The following is a 14,000-nucleotide window of genomic DNA, read 5'->3' as shown; positions in this document are numbered from 1 at the left end:
AGCAGCGCGTGGCCCGGCATCACGCCGATGATCGTCAGCGGAATCGGCGCCATGATCACCAGCGGCACGCCGTAGTTGCGGAACTGCGCCACGACCAGCAGATAGATCAGGATCAGGCCCACCGCGTAGGCGGCACCCATGTCGCGGAAGGTCTCGTAGGTGATCTGCCACTCGCCGTCCCACTTGACGGCGTACTCGCGGAACGGGTCGCTCGGCTGGCGGATCCAGTACTCGCCCAGCGTGGTGCCCGGCAGCGCGGCCTCGGCGAGCCGGCCGCGGATGCCGGCGAGGCCGTACAGCGGAGAGTCGGCCGTCGCGCCGCCGGCGCCGACGTCGCCGAACACGTAGCTGACGTGGTGCAGGTCCTTCGTGTACAGCGGCTTGTCGATGACGCCCTGCTCGACGCGCACCAGTTCCGACAGCGGCACCAGCTGGCCGCCCGCCGCGCGCAGCGGCAGCGCGAGCAGCGCGTCGAGCCCGACCTGCGCCTCGCGCGGCAGCTGCAGCCGCACCGGCACCGGGTACTTGCTCTGACCGTCGTGCAGCCACGCGGCGTCGGCGCCGCTCAGCGCGCCGTGCACCGTCTGCGCGACCACCGCCACCGGGATGCCCAGCGACTCGGCGCGCTGGCGCTGCACGCGCAGGAAGGCGCGCGGCGCGTCCTCCTTCAGCGAGGTGTCGACGGCGACGATGTCGGGGGTGGCATGGAAGGCCTGCTCCAGGCGGCGCGCCACGGCCTGGCGTCCGGCCTCGTCGGGGCCGTAGACCTCGGCCACCAGCGGGCTCATCACCGGCGGGCCCGGCGGCACCTCGACGACCTTGATGCGCGCACCGTGGCCGGCGGCGATCTTCTCGAGCTCGGGGCGCAGGCGCTGCGCGATCGCGTGGCTCTGCTCGTCGCGGTGCGCCTTGTCGACCAGGTTGACCTGCAGGTCGCCGTGCTCGGCGTCGGCGCGCATGTAGTACTGGCGCACCAGGCCGTTGAACGTGATCGGGCTCGCGGTGCCGGCGTAGCCCTGCAGGTCGCGCACCTCGGGCTGGCGCGCGAGGAACGCCGCCATGTCGTGCAGCGCGGCCGCGGTGTCCTCGAGCGGCGTGCCGGACGGCATGTCGACGACGACCTGGAACTCGCTCTTGTTGTCGAACGGCAGCATCTTCAGCACGACCCACTGCACCGCGGCCAGGCCCACCGACAGCGCGAGCGCGGCGACGATGCCGGCGGCGAGCAGCCAGCGCTTCTTCGCACTGTCGAGCAGCGGCGTCAGCAGCGCGGTGAACAGGCCCGACAGCTTGCCGGCCAGCCCCTTCGGTGCGTGGTCGTCGCCGGCGGCGTGCGCACCGTGGCCGTGCGGCTTCATCAGCCTGAGCGCGAGCCACGGCGTGACGGTGAACGCGATCGCCAGCGAGATCGCCATGCCCATGCTGGCGTTGATCGGGATCGGCGCCATGTAAGGGCCCATCAGCCCGGTGACGAAGGCCATCGGCAGCAGCGCCGCGATGACGGTCAGCGTCGCGAGGATGGTCGGTCCGCCGACTTCGTCGACCGCCAGCGGGATGATCTCGGCCAGCGGTCTGCCCGGCGTGAGCTGCTGGTGGCGGTGGATGTTCTCGACGACGACGATCGCGTCGTCGACGAGGATGCCGATCGAGAAGATCAGCGCGAACAGGCTCACGCGGTTGAGCGTGAAGCCCCAGGCCCAGCTGGCGAACAGCGTCGCGGTCAGCGTCAGGATCACCGCGGCGCCGACGATCACCGCCTCGCGCCGGCCGAGCGCGAGCCCGACGAGCAGGATCACCGAGCCGGTCGCGAACGCCAGCTTGCTGATCAGCTGGTTCGCCTTCTCCGCCGCGGTGGCGCCGTAGTCGCGCGTCACCGTGGCGCGGATGCCGTCGGGGATCACGGTGTTGCGCAGTTCGTCGAGGCGGCGCGTGGCGGCGGCCGCGACGTCGACGGCGTTCTCGCCCGGCTTCTTCGTTACCGTGATCGTCACCGCCGGGTCCACCGCGCCGGCGGGTGCGGCGGCCTGGCCGCCCGGCGGCGCCTCGGCCGGCGCCGCGCCCGGCGTGAACCACACGTAGCGCTGCGGCTGCGCGGCGCCGGCCTCGACGGCGGCGACCTCGCGCAGGTACACCGGCTTGCCGGCGTGCACGCCGACGACCAGGTCGCCGACCTCGTCGGCCGAGCGCAGGAACTCGCCGGTCTCGAAGGTGACGGTGCGGCCCGCGTCGCCAATCACCTGCCCGGCGGGCATGCCGAAGTTCGCCACCGCGAGCGTCTCGCGCAGGCGCACGACGTCGACGCCGCGCTGGCGCAGCCGGCTCGGGTCGAGCGTGACCTGCACCACGCGCCCCGGCCCGCCGATGGTCTGCACCTCGCGGCTGCCGCTCACGCGCTTGAGTTCGGCCTCGACGGTGTGCGCGACGCGCTCCAACTCGTCGGCGCTGCGCTGGTCGTCGGCCCACAGCGTCACCGCGAGCACCGGCACGTCGTCGATGCCCTTCGGGCGCACGATCGGCGCGAGCGTGCCCAGCCCGGCGGGCAGCCAGTCCTGGTTCGCGTTGAGCACGTCGTACAGCCGCACCAGCGCCTCGGTTCGCGCGACGCCGACCTGGAACTGCACCGTCAGCACCGCCATGCCGGGGCGCGACACCGAGTAGGTGTGCTCGATGCCGTGGATCTGCGCCAGCACCTGCTCGGCGGGCCGCGCGACCATGTTCTGCACGTCGGCGCTGCTGGCGCCGGGGAACGGGATCAGCACGTTGGCCATCGTGACGTTGATCTGCGGCTCTTCCTCGCGCGGCGTCACGAGCACCGCGAACAGGCCGATGAGCAGCGCGACCAGCGCCAGCAGCGGGGTGATCGCGTTGGCCTGGAAGGCGCGCGCCAGCCGGCCCGACACGCCCATCGGCGCGCCGGCCTCGTGCGGCGTCGCGTTCGCCGCGGCGGCGACTTCGGTGGTCATCGCGTCGCCCTCACGGTGCCGGGGTCGCGCCGGCCAGTCCGGCGCGTACCGGGTCGGCGGCCACGCGCTCGCCGGGCTTCAGCCCGGCCAGCACCTGGACGCGGTCACCGACGGCCGCGCCGGTGCGCACCGCACGCAGCACGAAACGTTCCCCCTGCGCGACGTAGACGGCGGTCAGCTCGCCGCGCCTGAGCAGAGCGCCGGCCGGCACCGTCGGCACCTCGGCGTCGCCGACCGGGGCCGCCGCGTCGGCGACGAAGCGCACGCGCACGGTCGCGCCGGGCAGCTGACCGGCGGCGGCGTCGGCGGGCAGGTCCAGGCGCCACTCGACGGTCTGCGACACCGCGTCGGCCACGGGCAGCGCGGTCGCGCTGCTCGGCGCGGTCCACTGCGCGCGGCCCGGCAGCTGCACCTCGACGCGCCGCGCGCTGCGCGCCAGCGCCATGCGTGAGCCGGGCACCTGCACCACCGCGCGCAGCACCCCGGGGGCGTAGATCGTCGCGATCGGCCGGCCGGGCGACGCGAGGTCGCCGGCTTCCAGGTGCGTGGCCAGCACGACCCCGGCGAACGGCGCCGTGACGGCCGCGAAACCCCGCGCCAGCGCCGCCTGCGTGCGCCCGGCCTGCGCCTGTCGCAGCCCCGCCTCGGCGGCCTTGTACTGGGTCTCGGCGACGTCGAGCGCCGCCTGGCTGACGAACTGCTGTGCACGCAGCTCGCGTGAACGCTCCAGGTGCACGCGCGCATTGCGCAACTCGGCCTCGGCCTGCGCGACCGCGGCGTCGCTGCGTGCCAACCCGGCCTGCGCGTCGCGCTCGTCGATGCGCGCGATGACCTGGCCGGCGGCGACGCGATCGCCGGCCTGCACCAGCAACTGCAGCACGTTGCCCGGCACCTGCGCGGCGACCGTGCTCTGGCGCACCGGCTCGAGCGCGCCGTCGAGCTCGAAGCCGGCGGCGGCGGCGCCTTGGCCGACGGCGACGGTGGGGACCGCGGTGGCCGCGGTGGCGTGGCCGGGCGCGACGGTCAGCACGGCAGCCGCGACGAGGGCGATCAAGGGGAGGCGGTGTGCAGTCATGGTCCGGGGGCTGATTTCGGACGCGACTGTATCAGATACCCACTAGGGTATCAAGTCCAACCCGCGATACCCCGGGCCGGCTGGCAGGCGGCCCGGGGGACACTCAAAACCGGTGCGTGTACATCAGCTGCGCGTTGCGCTGCTTGTGCGCCACCTCGATGCCCATCGCGTTGGTGACGGTGGTGGTGGGCGCCAGCGTCAGCGACGCGTTCAGCTCGCTGGCCGGGTCGAAGCGCCAGCCGAGCCCGAAGGTGTAGTGGCGCTCGACGGTGGCCGGGAACAGCGGGTTCACCAGCGCATCGGGGATCGGGTTGTCGGCCAGGTTCAGGCCGGCGCGCAGCGTGAGCTGGCCGCTGGCGGCCCAGGCCAGGCCGAGGTTGAACACGGTCTGGTCCTTCCACTCCTGCGGCAGCGCGAAGTCGATCGAGCCGTCGAAGCCGCTGGCGGCCGGTGCCGCGCTGTCGAAGCGCATGCGGAAGCTCTTCATCACGTCGGCCCAGCCGATGCGCTTCACGTCGACGGCCAGCAGCAGCGCCGGCGTGGCCTGCCAGGCGGCCCCCGCGGCCAGCATCGACGGCCACTGGAAGTCGACCACGGTGATGCGCCCCGGGATACTGCCCATGCCCTGGATCGACATCGAAGCGCCGGTCGACCCGGTCTTCATGTCGCCCAGGTCAGACTCGAACTGGTACGACGCGCCCAGCGTCAGCGCCGGGCTGGCCTTGTAGACCATGCCGAGCTTGGCGGCCCAGCCGGTGGAGTTGGCCTGGCCGGTGAAGTCGCTGCTGTCGCTGAAGTCGATGCGTGCCCAGGCGCCGGGCGGCAGCATCGGCAGCATCTGCGGCAGGCCCATGGCCAGGTTGCCGCTGCCGCCGGTGACGAGCCCGCCGAGCTGCGTCGCCGGCGCGGCCATGCGCAGGTCCAGCCCGGCCCACATGAAGTCCAGCGTCGCGCCGACAGCGAACTCGGGCGTCACGTCGTAGGCCAGCGGCAGCATCACGCGGCCGACGCCCAGCTCGGAGCGCACCGGCAAGCCCGAACCCGCGGCGAGGAAGCTCGAGGCCTTGTACTCGGTGCCCATGCCGCCCTGCGCGAACACGCCCAGGCCGTACACCAGGCGACCGCTGCGCCGCACGTAGCCCAGCGCAGGCATCACGTACGAAGTGCCGTCGGACTTCGAGGCCATCGCACCCATCGGCGTGTCGACGCGGCTCTCGACGCGCGGGCCGAGCAGCCCCACCGCGACGTCGAGCCGCGCGCCAGCGCCCATCAGCGCCAGCGTCGCCGGGTTCTGCGCGAGCGCGGCCGAGCCGTGGTCGAGCGCCTGCGAAGCGCCGCCCATGCCGGTGGAGATCGGGCCGTAGCCTTCCATGTTCATGCCGTTGGTGGCCAGCGCGGGCAGCGCGCAGCCGAGCACGGCGGCGGCGCAGGCGGTGCGCTGGAGGCGGCGGGGGGTCGGGGTCATCGTGATGTCTCCTGAGGGTCGTGGGGTAGGAAGGTGCCCGTGGGCTGTTGTTGTCGGGGGTTCGCGCGACTCGATCACCAGCGCGCGTACAGCCGGCCCTGCTCGACCTTGGTCGGCCACTGGCGCAGCGGGCTGGTGCCCTTGGCGATGCACTCGCCGGTGCGGATGTCGAACTGCCACTGGTGCTTCGGACAGGTCAGCGTCGTGCCCTGCAGCGCCAGGTGCGGGATGTCGGTGGTCTGGTGCGGGCAGCGGCTGTCGTAGGCGCGCCAGCCCCTGGCGTCCTTGGTCACGAACAGCGCACGGCCGTCGCAGTCGACACGCCGCACCTGCCCGGCGCGAAAGCCGCGCGTGGGCATCACGTCGTGCCAGGCGCCCTCGGCGGCGAGTGCCTCGGGACGAAACTCGGGCAGGTCCATCGCGAGGATCAGGTCCACCGCCCAGACGATCTTCGCCAGCCCCAGCGCCGGGAACGCCATCAGCAGCGCGTCGAGCACCTCCATCGGCCTGACCCCGTCGCGCAGCGCGCGCCCGAGGTACTGCTTGAAGCCGCGCTCGGTCTGTGCGTGCACCTTGGTGATGATCGAGATCAGGTCGCGCGTCTTCGGGTCGAGGTGCGTGCCGCAGGCCTTGAGGAACGCAAAGTAGTGGCCCACCGCGTCGGGGCGCGTCTTGACGAGGTAGTTGAGGGCGTCGCTCATGGCGTGGGGCTCCGAAAGTTCGCGGGGGCATCGTCGCGCGCGGGGCCGACTTCGCGCATGACGCCGACGCGGCGCCGCAGGCGTTCGGCCGCCGGTGGCGACCTGCGGTACAGGCGCAGCACCGAGGCGACGACGCACAGGACGCCGGGCTTCGCCGCCAGCACTGCCGCGACCTGCGAGCCCGGGGTCGGCGCGAGGATCATGGACGGCCAGCGCGACAGGAGCCGCTCTGCCGTCCGGCATGCAGGCAGCCGACGGTCTTGCGCGTTTCCTGCGCCGCTTCGGCCTGTGGGGCGGCCGCGGGATCGTGCAACGGGGTGTGCGACATACCGTGTGTGCGTGAAGGTCGGCCATGCGCGGGCATGCCGGCGCACGCGCGCCTCACCCTGAGACCTGTGGGGATTAGGCGCAACCGCCGTCGCGAGCGTCTATTACCGCGAAGGGGTACGCATCGCTACCCACAAGGGTAATGCCGTGCGTGGCATGCCGCGTCACGTCCGGCGCGCGCGCACCCGCGTTGGCGCGCGGCGCCGCGGTTCGCCGGCGCAGCGCGCCGCTGGCGTCGATGCCGCGCGATCGCCGCGCGCCGCGTTGTAGAGTGCGCGCCGTGCTGACCGTGAGCGACCTCCAGGCACGCCGCGGGCGCCGCGTGCTCTTCAGCGGCCTCGCGCTGGCCGCCGGGCCGGGGCAGTTGCTGCGCGTGGCCGGCGCCAACGGGGCCGGCAAGACCACGCTGCTGCGCATGCTCGTCGGGCTGACCTCGCCCGCCGCGGGCGAGGTGCGCTGGCGCGGCGAGCCGATCGCCGCGCAGCGCGAGGCCTTCCACCGCGAGCTGGTCTACATCGGCCACGCGGCGGCGCTGAAGGACGACCTCAGCGCGCTCGAGAACCTGCGCATGCTCGCGGCGCTGGGTGGCGACGGCGTGTCGGCGGCCGAGGCCGCGACCGCGCTGGCCGCCGCCGGGCTGAAGGGACGCGAGCGATTGCCGGCGCGCGCGCTCTCGGCCGGCCAGCGCCGCCGCGTCGTGCTGGCGCGGCTCGCGCTGGACGGCCCGCAGCGGCTGTGGGTGCTCGACGAACCGTTCAACGCCCTCGACGTCGACGCTGCGCGGTGGCTGTCCGCGCTGGTGCGCGACCAGCTCGCCGCCGGCGGCGTCGTCGTGCTCACCAGCCACCAGCCGCTGCCGCTGGACGGTCTGGTCGAACCGCTGACGGTGAACCTGTGACGCGGTGCCGGGCGGCCGCCGCATGAAGCCCGCCGGCACGCTGGGGGCGATGCGTGCGCTGTTCGTGCGCGACCTGCGCCTGGCGCTGCGGCGCAAGGCCGACACGCTGGGCGCGGTGTTCTTCTTCGTCATCGTCGCCAGCCTGTTCCCGCTCGGCGTCGGCCCCGAGCCGGCGCTGCTGCGCACGATGGGCGCCGGCGTGGTCTGGGTCGCCGCGTTGCTGGCGTCGATGCTGTCGATGCCGCGGCTGTTCGCCGACGACGCGGCCGACGGCACGCTCGAGCAGATGCTGCTCGCGCCGACGCCGCTGCCCCTGCTGGTGGCGGCCAAGGTGGCCGCACACTGGCTGGTCTCGGGGCTGCTGCTGACCGCGGTGGCGCCGCTGCTGGCGCTGCAGTTCGGGCTGGGCGCCGGGGCGATCGGCGTGCTGGTGCTGGCGCTGCTGGCCGGCACGCCGGTGCTCAGCCTGCTCGGCGCGATCGGCGCCGCGCTGACGGTGGGCGTGCGCGGCGCGGCGGTGCTGCTCGCGCTGCTGGTGCTGCCGCTGGTCACGCCGGTGCTGATCTTCGGCGCCGGAGCGGTCGACGCCGCCGTCGCCGGCATGGGCACTGCGGGGCACTTCTCGATCCTCGGCGCGATGCTCGCGGCGAGCCTGTTCCTCGCGCCGTGGGCCGCCGCGGCGGCGCTGCGCATCAGCCTGGACTGATCCGCAGCAAAGGACGCGGCGCAGCGATCCGGCAGAATTGATCTTTGTTATGCCCGGCAATCGGATCAACTGGTTCTACTACGCCGCCCCGCAGCGTTTCCACGCTCTGGCCGGCCGGTGCATCCCGTGGTTCGCGGCGGCGGCGCTGTTGCTGGCGGCGGTCGGACTGGTGGTCGGCCTGGGGCTGGCGCCGACCGACTTCCAGCAGGGCGACAGCTACCGCATCATCTACATCCACGTCCCGGTGTCGTGGATGTCGATGGTGCTGTACCTGGCGATGGCCTTCTGGGCCGCGATCGGCATGATCTTCAACGCCCGGCTGGCCTTCATGCTGGCGCAGGCGATCGCGCCCACCGGCGCGCTGATGGCGTTCCTGTCGCTGTGGACGGGCGCGCTGTGGGGCAAGCCGACCTGGGGCACCTGGTGGGTGTGGGACGCGAGGCTGACCTCGGAGCTGATCCTGCTGTTCCTCTACATCGGCTACCTGTCGCTGCGCGGCGCGATCGACGACGAGCGCCGCGCCGACCGCGCCAGCGGCCTGCTGGCCATCGTCGGCGCGGTCAACGTGCCGATCATCTACTACTCGGTCAAGTGGTGGAACACGCTGCACCAGGGCGCCTCGGTCAGCGTCACCCAGGGCTCGAGCATGGCCGAGATCATGCTGCAGGCGATGCTGATCATGTCGCTGGCGCTGTGGGCCTATTGCTTCGCGGTGGTCTTCGCGCGCGTGCGCACCATCATCCTGGAGCGCGAGCGCGGCGCGGCCTGGACCCGAAAGCACCTGCCGCGCGAGCAGTGGGCGTGACATGACCCCCCCGAAGCGCCTTCGGCGCCTCCCCCAGGGGGGCGCCGCCAGCGCACCGGCGAAGCCGGATGCGCGGCGGCCGCTGGATGGTCGCGTGCGCAGGCGTCGCAGGTCGTGCGCAGCGCGGTGGAGTCGCTGAGGATGGACTGGCACTGGGACAGCTTCGCCGACTTCGTCGCGATGGGCGGCTACGGCCTGTACGTCTGGGGCTCGTACGGCATGTTGGTGCTCGTGCTGGGGGCGGAACTTTGGGCGCTGCGCGTGCGTCGCAAGGCACTGGCCCAGGAGATCGACGAATGAAACCCCGCACCAAGCGCGCACTGGCCGTCGTCGGCGGCGTGGCCACCCTGGCGGCGGTCACCGCCCTCGTGCTCAACGCCTTCCAGAGCAACCTGGTGTTCTTCTACAGCCCCACGCAGGTGGCGTCGAACGAGGCGCCGAAGGACCGCGCGTTCCGCGTCGGCGGGCTCGTCGAGGAGGGCAGCCTGCAGCGCGACGGGCTGACCGTGCACTTTCGCATCACCGACACCGCGCAGACCGTGCCGGTGACCTACACGGGCATGCTCCCCGACCTGTTCCAGGAGGGCAAGGGCGTGGTCGCGCAGGGCCGCATCGGCGCCGACGGCATGTTCCGCGCCGACCAGGTGCTGGCCAAGCACGACGAGAACTACATGCCGCCCGAGGCCGCCGAAGCGCTGGCGCAGGCCAAGAAGGGGCAGATGCCGTCGCTGCAGGGCCAGCTCGACGCGCAGGGCGGGGGCGCGCGGTGATCCCCGAACTCGGTCACTTCGCGCTGATCCTGGCGCTGGTCGTCGTCGCGCTGGCGCAGACCGCGTTGCCGCTGGTCGGCAGCTGGCGCGGTCACGCCGGCTGGGTCGCGCTGGCGCGGCCGGCGGCGGTGGTGCAGTTCGTGCTGGTGGCCTTCGCCTTCGGCTGCCTGACCTGGGCCTTCGTCGTCGACGACTTCTCGGTGCTGCTGGCGGCGCAGCACTCGAGCATCGCGCTGCCGACCTACTACAAGGTCACCGCGGTGTGGGGCAACCACGAAGGCTCGGTGCTGCTGTGGGTGCTGCTGATGTCGGGCTGGACGGTGGCGGTGGCGCTGTTCTCGCGCCAGCTGCCCGAAGTGATGGTCGCCCGCGTGCTCGCGGTGATGGGGCTGGTCAGCGTCGGCTTCCTGCTGTTCATGCTCGTCACGTCGAACCCGTTCTGGCGCCTGCTTCCGGCTGCCGCCGACGGCAACGACCTGAATCCGCTGCTGCAGGACCCGGGCATGATCTACCACCCGCCGCTGCTGTACATGGGCTACGTCGGCTTCTCGGTGGCGTTCGCGTTCGCCATCGCGGCGCTGATCTCGGGGCGGCTGGACAGCACCTGGGCGCGCTGGTCGCGGCCGTGGACCACCGCGGCGTGGATCTTCCTGACGCTGGGCATCGCGCTGGGCAGCGCCTGGGCGTACTACGAACTCGGCTGGGGCGGCTGGTGGTTCTGGGACCCGGTCGAGAACGCGTCGTTCATGCCCTGGCTGGTCGGCACCGCGCTGATCCACTCGCTGGCCGTCACCGAGAAGCGCGGCGGGTTCAAGATGTGGACCGTGCTGCTGGCGATCCTGGCGTTCTCGCTGTCGCTGCTGGGCACCTTCCTCGTGCGCTCGGGCGTGCTGTCGTCGGTGCACGCCTTCGCCACCGACCCGGAGCGCGGCATCTTCATCCTCGGCTTCCTGGTCGCGGTGGTCGGTGGCTCGCTGCTGCTGTTCGCCTGGCGCGGGCCGAAGGTCGGCGTGGGCGGCATGTTCGAGCCGGTCTCGCGCGAGGGCATGCTGCTGGCCAACAACGTGCTGCTGATGGTGGCCACCGCCGCCGTCATGCTCGGCACGCTGTACCCGCTGGTGCTCGACGCGTTCGGCCTGGGCAAGATCTCGGTCGGCCCGGCGTACTTCAATGCGGTGTTCGTGCCGCTGATGGCGCCGGCGCTGTTCCTGATGGGCGTCGGGCCCATCGCGAAGTGGAAGAAGGCGAGCCTGCCCGAACTCGCGGTGCGTCTGCGCTGGGCCGCCGCCGTGAGCCTGGTCGCGGCGGTCGTCGCGCCGTTCGCGTTCGGCCGCTTCACGCCGCTGGTCGGCTTCGGGCTGTTCCTCGCGTTCTGGATCCTCGCCACGTCGGCGTACACGCTGTTCCAGCGCGTGCAGGGCCAGCCGCTGGCGCTGTGGTGGCCGCGCCTGAAGACGCAGACCGGCAGCTGGTACGGCATGCTGCTGGCGCACGCCGGGGTGGGCGTGTTCGTCATCGGCGTCACGCTGGTCGGCGGCTACGAGACCGAGCAGGACCTGAAGATGGAGGTCGGCAGCAGCGCGAACGCCGGCGGCTACGCGTTCAAGCTGGTCGGGCTGCAGGCCGTGCAGGGCCCGAACTACGACGCGGTGCGCGCGACCTTCGAGCTGACGCGTGACGGCCGTCTCGTCAAGACCGTCTACCCCGAGAAGCGCAGCTACCACCGCAGCAGCATGCCGATGACCGAGGTCGCGCTCGAGCGCGGCTTCACGCGCGACCTGTACGTGTCGCTCGGCGAGCCGCTCGACGGCGGCAAGGCGTGGGCGGTGCGCATCTACGTCAAGCCCTTCGTCAACTGGATCTGGGGCGGGTGCGTGCTGATGTCGCTCGGCGGGCTGCTCGCGGTGGCCGACCGCCGCTACCGCCTGAAGACTCGTGCCGCGCAGGCGCTGCCCCGGGGCGCGGCGGCGGCATGAAGCGCTACCTGATCCCGCTGGCGGTGTTCGTCGCGCTCGCGGCGCTGCTGGCCGTCGGGCTGAACCTGGACCCGCGCAAGGTGCCGTCGCCGCTGGTCGGCAAGCCGGCGCCGGCCTTCGAGCTGCCGCGGCTGCAGGCGCCGCAGCAGCGCGTGACGCACGCCGAGCTGCTCGGGCGGCCCTGGGTGCTCAACGTCTGGGCTTCGTGGTGCGTGCCCTGCCAGGTCGAGCATCCGCTGGTGACGCTGCTGGCGCGTGACGGTGGCGTGCCCGTGGTCGGACTGAACTACAAGGACAAGCCCGAGGACGCGACGCGCTGGCTGTCGCGCCACGGCGACCCGTACACGCTGGTGCTGGCCGACCGCGACGGCGCGGTCGGCATCGACTACGGCGTCTACGGCGTGCCCGAGACCTTCGTCGTCGACAAGGACGGGGTGATCCGCCACAAGCACATCGGCCCGATCACCCTCGAGGCGCTGCATCGGGAGATCCTGCCGCTGGTGCGGAGGCTCGGTGGCTGAACGCGAGCGCCACGGGCGCCGGTGGCTGGCCGCGGTCGCGCTGGCCGCGTGCGCGCTGTGCGCCGCGGCGCAGGTGCCGCCGGCCGCGGGCGTCGCGTCCGCCGCGCCGCAGGCGGTGCCGCTGTCGGACGATCCGGCGCTCGAGGCCGAAGTGATGCGCATCGCGCACGGGCTGCGCTGCCTGGTGTGTCAGAACGAGACCATCGCGGCGTCCAACGCCGACCTCGCGGTCGACCTGCGCGGCCAGATACGCTCGCAGCTGAGCGCCGGGCGCAGCGAGCGCGAGATCCTCGACTACATGGTCGAGCGCTACGGCGACTTCGTGCTGTACACGCCGCCGATCAAGCCGGTCACCTGGCTGCTGTGGGGCGGGCCCTTCGTGCTGCTGGTGGCGATGGCGGCGTGGCTGGTGCACACGCTGCGCCGCCGGCGTACCGAGGTCGCCGCCGAGGCCCGGCCGCTGAGCGACGAAGAGCGCCGGCGCGCGCGCACGATGCTGGGCACGGGGGGCGAATGACGCTGTTCTGGATCGCCGCCGCGACGCTCGTCGTCGCTTCGCTGGCTGCGCTCGCGCGCCCGCTGCTGCGGGGCGCCCACCCCCACGCCGGCGACGCCACGCAGGCGAGCAACGTGCGCATCCTGCGCGAGCAGCTCGCCGAGCTCGACGCCGAGCTGGCCGCCGGTGCGCTGGCGGCCGACCAGCATGCCGCCGCCCGCGCCGAGATCGAGCGCCGCGTGCTCGAGGAGACACGCGACGCCGAAGTGGCGCTCGCCGCGCGTCCCGGTCGCGGTGCGGCGCTGACGCTGGCCGTGGTGCTGCCGCTGGCCGCGGTGCTGCTGTACCTGGCCCTGGGCAATCGCACGGCGCTGGACCCGGTGCTGGCGCGGGCCCCGTCGCAGGCGACGCCGCAGGACGTCGAGGTGCTGGTCGAGCGGCTCGCGCAGCGCATGCGCGAGCAGCCGGGCGACGCCGACGGCTGGGTGCTGCTGGGCCGCAGCTACGCGGCGATGGGGCGCTTCGAGCCGGCGCGCGACGCGTACGCGCAGGCGGTCGCGCTGTCGCCCGACGACGCGTCGCTGCTCGCGGACTACGCCGACGCGCTGGCGATGACGCAGGAGCGCGGCCTGCTCGGCGAGCCCGAGCGTCTGGTGCAGCGCGCGCTGCGGGCCGACCCCGACCACGTGAAGGCGCTCGCGCTGGCGGGCACCGCGGCGCTGCAGCGCGGCGACGCGGCCGCGGCGGTCAGGCACTGGGAGCGTGCGAAGTCGCTCGCGCCGCCCGACAGCCCGTTCGCCAGCGGGCTCGAAGAGGGCCTGCGCCAGGCGCGCGCCGCCGCGGCGCCGGCGTCGCAGGCGGGTGCGGCCGAGAGCATGGGTGGCGGTGCGGGCCGCGCGCCGGGCACCGCCTCGGCGGCGGCCGAGGCCGCCGGGCGCGAGGCGGGCGCGGGGTTGCGCGTGCGCGTCGCACTCGCCGGCGACCTGGCCGGGCGTGCGCGGCCGCAGGACACCGTGTTCGTGTTCGCCCGCCCGGTCGAGGGGCCGCGCATGCCGCTGGCCGTCGCGCGGCTGCGCGTCGCCGACCTGCCGGCCGAACTGACCCTGGACGACAGCTCGGCGATGTCGCCGCAGATGCGCTTGTCGGCATTCGAGCGTGTCGTCGTCGTCGCTCGCGTGTCGCGCAGCGGCGACGTCGAGCCGCAGCCGGGTGACCTGGAGGGGCAGTCGGGCGCCGTGGCGTCGCGCGGCGCGGTGGCGCTGGCGATCGACCGCGAACGCGAGTAGCGTCGGCCGCC

The 14,000-nt window shown here is 73.2% G+C and carries 14 protein-coding genes; 9 read left to right on the top strand and 5 right to left on the bottom strand.

All coding sequences use genetic code 11. From position 1 onward, the window contains the following. The 5 genes from PKC53_RS14140 to PKC53_RS14120 form a co-directional block, all read right to left on the bottom strand. A partial coding sequence (locus PKC53_RS14140) for an efflux RND transporter permease subunit (protein ID WP_324429682.1) occupies window positions 1-2,963 on the bottom strand: 2,963 nt, incomplete at its 3' end. 10 nt (window positions 2,964-2,973) lie between these two features. Further along, on the bottom strand, window positions 2,974-4,017 hold the full coding sequence (locus PKC53_RS14135) for an efflux RND transporter periplasmic adaptor subunit (protein WP_324429680.1): 1,044 nt from the start codon (window positions 4,015-4,017) through the stop codon (window positions 2,974-2,976). A gap of 124 nt (window positions 4,018-4,141) precedes the next feature. Then, on the bottom strand, window positions 4,142-5,503 hold the full coding sequence (locus PKC53_RS14130) for an outer membrane protein transport protein (protein WP_324429678.1): 1,362 nt from the start codon (window positions 5,501-5,503) through the stop codon (window positions 4,142-4,144). Window positions 5,504-5,577: 74 nt separating this feature from the next. Next, a complete protein-coding gene (locus PKC53_RS14125) occupies window positions 5,578-6,204 on the bottom strand; it encodes a Rieske 2Fe-2S domain-containing protein (RefSeq protein ID WP_324429676.1) in 627 nt (208 codons plus the stop codon). Then, a complete protein-coding gene (locus tag PKC53_RS14120; protein WP_324429674.1) occupies window positions 6,201-6,407 on the bottom strand; it encodes a hypothetical protein in 207 nt (68 codons plus the stop codon). The genes PKC53_RS14125 and PKC53_RS14120 overlap by 4 nt, the downstream gene beginning before the upstream one ends. Window positions 6,408-6,673: 266 nt before the next feature. Here PKC53_RS14120 and ccmA point away from each other — a divergent pair, with 266 nt between their 5' ends. The 9 genes from ccmA to ccmI all read left to right on the top strand — a co-directional run bounded on the left by ccmA (window position 6,674) and on the right by ccmI (window position 13,989). Continuing rightward, a complete protein-coding gene (ccmA, locus tag PKC53_RS14115) occupies window positions 6,674-7,429 on the top strand; it encodes a cytochrome c biogenesis heme-transporting ATPase CcmA (RefSeq protein WP_324429672.1) in 756 nt (251 codons plus the stop codon). A gap of 22 nt (window positions 7,430-7,451) precedes the next feature. Then, window positions 7,452-8,135 (top strand): heme exporter protein CcmB, encoded by a 684-nt coding sequence (gene ccmB, locus PKC53_RS14110; protein WP_324429669.1) that lies wholly within the window; start codon window positions 7,452-7,454, stop codon window positions 8,133-8,135. 49 nt (window positions 8,136-8,184) lie between these two features. Continuing rightward, window positions 8,185-8,940 carry a heme ABC transporter permease CcmC gene (gene ccmC / locus PKC53_RS14105; protein WP_324429667.1) on the top strand — a complete coding sequence of 252 codons (756 nt, stop codon included), beginning with the start codon at window positions 8,185-8,187 and terminating at the stop codon, window positions 8,938-8,940. Between the two features lie 114 nt (window positions 8,941-9,054). Next, the gene (gene ccmD / locus PKC53_RS14100; protein ID WP_324429665.1) at window positions 9,055-9,240 is read left to right on the top strand and encodes a heme exporter protein CcmD; all 186 of its coding nucleotides are present in this window, start codon (window positions 9,055-9,057) and stop codon (window positions 9,238-9,240) included. Then, window positions 9,237-9,710 carry a cytochrome c maturation protein CcmE gene (gene ccmE, locus PKC53_RS14095; RefSeq protein ID WP_324429663.1) on the top strand — a complete coding sequence of 158 codons (474 nt, stop codon included), beginning with the start codon at window positions 9,237-9,239 and terminating at the stop codon, window positions 9,708-9,710. Before ccmD ends, ccmE begins: the two co-directional genes overlap by 4 nt. Further along, complete coding sequence (locus PKC53_RS14090; protein WP_324429661.1) at window positions 9,707-11,686, top strand: heme lyase CcmF/NrfE family subunit; 1,980 nt, start codon at window positions 9,707-9,709, stop codon at window positions 11,684-11,686. Before ccmE ends, PKC53_RS14090 begins: the two co-directional genes overlap by 4 nt. Beyond that, window positions 11,683-12,207 (top strand): DsbE family thiol:disulfide interchange protein, encoded by a 525-nt coding sequence (locus PKC53_RS14085; RefSeq protein ID WP_324429659.1) that lies wholly within the window; start codon window positions 11,683-11,685, stop codon window positions 12,205-12,207. The genes PKC53_RS14090 and PKC53_RS14085 overlap by 4 nt, the downstream gene beginning before the upstream one ends. Continuing rightward, entirely contained in the window at window positions 12,200-12,724 is a 525-nt protein-coding gene (locus PKC53_RS14080) for a cytochrome c-type biogenesis protein (protein ID WP_324429657.1), read from the top strand. The genes PKC53_RS14085 and PKC53_RS14080 overlap by 8 nt, the downstream gene beginning before the upstream one ends. Further along, entirely contained in the window at window positions 12,721-13,989 is a 1,269-nt protein-coding gene (ccmI, locus tag PKC53_RS14075; protein ID WP_324429655.1) for a c-type cytochrome biogenesis protein CcmI, read from the top strand. Before PKC53_RS14080 ends, ccmI begins: the two co-directional genes overlap by 4 nt. Window positions 13,990-14,000: the final 11 nt, after the last annotated feature.

Source organism: Azohydromonas sp. (assembly GCF_035325925.1).
GTDB lineage: Bacteria > Pseudomonadota > Gammaproteobacteria > Burkholderiales > Burkholderiaceae_C > Calidifontimicrobium.
The sequence above is the reverse complement of the archived record's forward strand: the minus strand, read 5'-3'. Positions and strand labels throughout refer to the sequence as shown.